This is a genomic window from Micromonospora sp. NPDC051296 (assembly GCF_040682255.1).
In the GTDB taxonomy this organism is placed as follows: domain Bacteria; phylum Actinomycetota; class Actinomycetes; order Mycobacteriales; family Micromonosporaceae; genus Micromonospora; species Micromonospora craterilacus.
Window position 1 is genome coordinate 1 of record NZ_JBFBAO010000496.1, and the last position, 4,115, is coordinate 4,115.

At 72.1% G+C, this 4,115-nt stretch carries 5 protein-coding genes; 1 reads left to right on the forward strand and 4 read right to left on the reverse strand.

All coding sequences use genetic code 11. The annotated features are described in order from the left end of the window. The 3 genes from AB0M52_RS31635 to AB0M52_RS31645 form a co-directional block, all read right to left on the reverse strand. Nucleotides 1–1,273, reverse strand: a 1,273-nt coding sequence (locus AB0M52_RS31635) for a UvrD-helicase domain-containing protein (RefSeq protein ID WP_363961292.1), incomplete at its 3' end; no start/stop codon positions are given. A gap of 206 nt (nucleotides 1,274–1,479) precedes the next feature. Further along, on the reverse strand, nucleotides 1,480–2,025 hold the full coding sequence (locus AB0M52_RS31640; RefSeq protein ID WP_363961294.1) for a TIGR00730 family Rossman fold protein: 546 nt from the start codon (nucleotides 2,023–2,025) through the stop codon (nucleotides 1,480–1,482). Nucleotides 2,026–2,029: 4 nt separating this feature from the next. Further along, nucleotides 2,030–2,866: a TIGR00730 family Rossman fold protein gene (locus AB0M52_RS31645; protein WP_363961296.1), complete on the reverse strand. Its 837-nt coding sequence runs from the start codon at nucleotides 2,864–2,866 to the stop codon at nucleotides 2,030–2,032. A 139-nt stretch (nucleotides 2,867–3,005) separates the two neighbouring features. Between AB0M52_RS31645 and AB0M52_RS31650 the strand changes: the two genes are divergently transcribed. Continuing rightward, nucleotides 3,006–3,158 (forward strand): hypothetical protein, encoded by a 153-nt coding sequence (locus tag AB0M52_RS31650; RefSeq protein WP_363961298.1) that lies wholly within the window; start codon nucleotides 3,006–3,008, stop codon nucleotides 3,156–3,158. Between the two features lie 89 nt (nucleotides 3,159–3,247). On the opposite strand, the gene dapE is transcribed toward AB0M52_RS31650, so the two are convergent. Continuing rightward, nucleotides 3,248–4,115, reverse strand: an 868-nt coding sequence (dapE, locus tag AB0M52_RS31655; protein ID WP_363961300.1) for a succinyl-diaminopimelate desuccinylase, incomplete at its 5' end; no start/stop codon positions are given.

Sequence of the window (4,115 nt, forward strand, 5' to 3'; positions counted from 1 at the left end):
CGAAAGCCGCCAGCAGTCGCTCGCCGGACCGGTAGCTGGTGGTCAGCAGCATCTGCGCGGCGGGCGCGCCGGAGGCGGTGCGGAACCGGTGCGGGAAACCCGTCACGCCGCTGGGGTCAGCGCCCCGGAAGGCGTACGTGGACGAATCAGGATCGGCGAAGGCGACCAGCGGGATCCCGCCCCCGGCAACCGTCTCCAGCAGGTCGAGCTGGGCGGGATCGGTGTCGGCGAGCTCGTCGACGTAGACGTACGCCAGCCGGCGCCGCTCGGCCGCCAGCAGCTCCGGGTCGTCGCGCAGCATCCCGGTGGCCGCCCGGACCAGCTCCGCCGGGTCGTACGCGATCGAGCCCCGGTTGGCGACGTCACGCAGGGCCAGCACGGCGACGTACTCCCGGAGGAACCGGGCGGCGGCCGGCCAGTCGGCGCGACCCAGCCGCTCACCGAGCCGGGCCAGCTCGACCGGGCCGACCCCGCGTTCGGCCGCGCGCATCAGCAGGTCGCGCAGCTGGGCGGCGAACGCCCGGGTACGCAGCGCCGGGCGCAGCTCCTCCGGCCAGCCGACCGGGTCGTCGCCGGGCTCCTCGCCGACCACGTCCAGCAGCTCGCGAATGATCAGATCCTGCTCGGGCCCGGTGAGCAGCCGGGGCGACGGCTCGCCCCGCTCGGCGGCGGCGCGCCGCAGCAGCCCGAAGGCGTACGCCGGGAAGGTGCGCACCAGCGGCTCGCGCAGCACCCGCTGGCCGGCCGCGGCGATCCGCGCCTCGATCCGGTGTCGCAGGTCGGCGGCACCCCGCCGGCTGAAGGTGAGGACCAGGATCTGTTCCGGGTCGACCCCCTCGGCGACCCGGGTGGCGACCGCCTCGACGAGCGTGCGGGTCTTCCCGGTGCCCGGTCCACCGAGGACGAGCATCGGCCCGTCGGTGTGCGCGACGACCTCCACCTGCCCGGGATCGTCCCGCCGACCGGCCCCACCGGCCGGCTCCTCCGCCACGCCCTGGCGAGCCTGACCCGGCGCGGCCTCCGAATACGCCTGGCCTGCGCCGGCCTCCGGGCGAGCCGGATCCGCGACGGCCGCCGCGACGGCCCGACCCGGAACGACCTCCGGATCAGCCTGACCCGCTGTGGCCTCCGGGTGGGCCCGTCCCGGCCGGGGCTCCGGGTGAGCCTGGCTCGGGGCGACCTCTGGGTGGGCTTCACCTGGGTGGTGCCCGGTGGATGGGCCGCTCCCCTGGGTCGGCCCGGCGGGCCGACGCACCAAACGGTACGCCTGCATCCCGTCATCCCATCACGGCCCTGCGACACTTCCCGACCCGCCACACCCGCCGGCGCCCCAGCTCACGCGTGGCCTCGACAAAGTGCGACCGCCAGCGCGAGGATCGCTGGCAGCTCAGCTGCTGCCGCCTCGGCGTGTCGCGCAGCTCCACTGCCAACGATCAAGAGCTCAGCTCCTCGACCCGCCGCCAGCCGGCCCGGCCATGCTCAGGTGAGGCGGGATTCGAGGGCGTCGAGGGCGGCGGGGACGGTGTCGGCGACGCGGAGGAGGTCGAAGCCGGCGGGCTTGAGGAAGGTCTGGTCGGTGAGGTTGCGCAGCCAGTCGAGCAGCGGGCCGTAGAAGCCGTCGGTGTCCACCAGCACCATCGGCTTGTGATGCAGGGCCAGCGTGGCGGTGGTCCAGACCTCGAAGAGCTCGTCGAGGGTGCCGAGCCCGCCGGGCAGGGTGAGGAAGGCGTCCGATTTGTCGATCATGAGGATCTTCCGGCTGGCCATCGACTCGGTGACCAGCAGTTCGTCGGAGGCGAGGTCGGCGACCTCCAGGTCGACCAGCGACTGCGGGATCACGCCGATCGTGCGCCCGCCCACCGAACGCGCGCCGTCGACCAGCGCGCCCATCATGCCGACGCAGCCGCCCCCGCTGACCAGCGTGTGACCGCGACGGGCGATCTCCGCGCCGGTGGCGGCCGCGAGGTCGAGCCAACGCTGGTCGAGCGTCCGGGAGGAGGCGCAGAACACGCAGATGGCGGCCATCTCCTCAGCGCTCCGCCTCGTCGGCCGCCGCCTGCTGGTCGGCGGCGGTGCGGGCGACGGCGTCCTCGCGTACCGCCTCCTGCTCGGAGCTGAGGACGGCCTCGGCCTCCACGATGTGCCGCACCGCCGCGGCCACGTCGTCGGTGACGCAGATCAGCTCCAGGTCGACCGGCCCGATCTTGCCCTCCCCGGCCATGGTGTCCCGCAGCCAGTCGAGCAGGCCCTGCCAGTAGTCCACGCCCATCAGCACCACCGGGAACCGGGTGACCTTGCCGGTCTGCACCAGGGTGAGCGCCTCGAACAGTTCGTCCATGGTGCCGAAGCCGCCGGGCAGCACGACGAACGCCTGGGCGTACTTGACGAACATGGTCTTGCGGGCGAAGAAGTAGCGGAAGTCGATCGCCAGGTCGACCCAGTCGTTGATGCCCTGCTCGAAGGGGAGTTCGATGCCGAGGCCGACGGAGAGCCCGCCAGCCTCGCTCGCACCCCGGTTGGCGGCCTCCATCACGCCGGGACCACCGCCGGTGATCACCGCGTACCCGGCCCGGGCCAGGGCCGCGCCCAGCGCCTCAGCGAGCTGGCACTCGGAACTGTCCGGCTTGCTCCGGGCGGAGCCGAAAACGCTGACCGCCGGCGGCAGGTCGGCGAGGGTGTCGAAGCCCTCGACGAACTCGGAGAGTATGCGCAGCGCCCGCCAGGCGTCCCTGGTCTTCCAGTCGGCGCGCGCCCGCGAGTCCAGCAGCCGCTGGTCGGCGGTGCTGGCGGGGATCGCCTGCCGACGCAGTGTGACGGCACCGCGATGCCGCTCCTGTCCCGGTTCGCGGCGGTTGCTCTGGGTCATGGGAGCAACCGTAGTGGAGTCAGGCCGGTGAACCCGGCAAACACTTCGTGATCTTGTGCAACCAAATCGCTTTCCCGTACGTCTTACTATTCACATACCGGGTATGCCCCGGCACGCGGGCTTCGGGGGAGGAGACAGCGTGATCACCAACAACGAACGGATCCGGATCCGGCGCCAGATGCAGCGGCGAATCCGCGACGTGGTGGCCGAGCGCCGCCGCAGCCGCCTGCTCGAAACCCCGCCCGAACCGTCCGCCGAAGCCACCACGGACCAGCACCTGTCCACCCTCTGACCACCCGCACCAGCGCGGACGATGATGAAGTCGGCGGGGTCTTCGATCTCCGGAACACCCGCCAACTTCAAGTCTCGAAGGGCCGGGGGCTAAGCGGGGGCGAGCCAGCGGTGGAGAGTGGCGGCACCGTCGCGGATCTTGCCGATCTCGACGTGCTCGTCAGGATGGTGGGCCAGATTCGGGTCGCCCGGGCCGAAGTTCAGCGCCGGGATGCCCATCGCCGCGAAGCGGGCCACATCAGTCCAGCCGAGCTTGCCGATCGGCGCGGCACCCACCGCGGCCAGGAACTCCCGCGCGGGCGGAGCGTCCAGCCCGGGCAGGGCACCGGCCGCGCAGTCGGTCACCGCCAGTTCGTAGCCCGCGAAGACCTCACGCAGGTGCGCCTCGGCTTCGGCCGGCGTCCGGTCCGGCGCGAAGCGATAGTTCACCTCGATCTCGCACCGGTCCGGCACCACGTTGCCGGCGACCCCGCCGTGGATCCGCACCGCGTTCATGCCCTCGCGGTACTCGCATCCGTCGATGGTGACCCGGCGCGCCTGGTACGCCGACAGCCGGCGGAGCACCTCACCGGCCCCGTGCACGGCGTTGACCCCGTGCCACGAACGGGCCGAGTGCGCCCGGACCCCGGTGGTGACCACATTTGCCCGCATGGTGCCCTGGCAGCCGGCCTCCACGATGCCGTACGTCGGCTCCAGCAGCACCGCGAAATCGGCCTGGAGCCACTCCGGGTGGGCCTGGGAGACGAGGGTGAGGCCGTTGTACTTGGACTCGATCTCCTCCGCCTCGTAGAAGAAGTACGTGACGTCGTAGCGCGGTTCCGGCAGGGTGGCCGCGAGGTGCAGTGCGAAGGCAACCCCGGACTTCATGTCCGAGGTGCCGCAGCCGTACATCAGATCGCCGCGCATGGTCGACGGGAAGTTGTTGTTCAGCGGAACGGTGTCCAGGTGCCCGGCCAGC

Coding starts and splice junctions, on each gene's coding strand:
- AB0M52_RS31640 (WP_363961294.1), bottom strand. CDS start 2,025: ATGGCCGCCATCTGCGTGTTCTGCGCCTCCTCCCGGACGCTCGACCAG.
- AB0M52_RS31645 (WP_363961296.1), bottom strand. CDS start 2,866: ATGACCCAGAGCAACCGCCGCGAACCGGGACAGGAGCGGCATCGCGGT.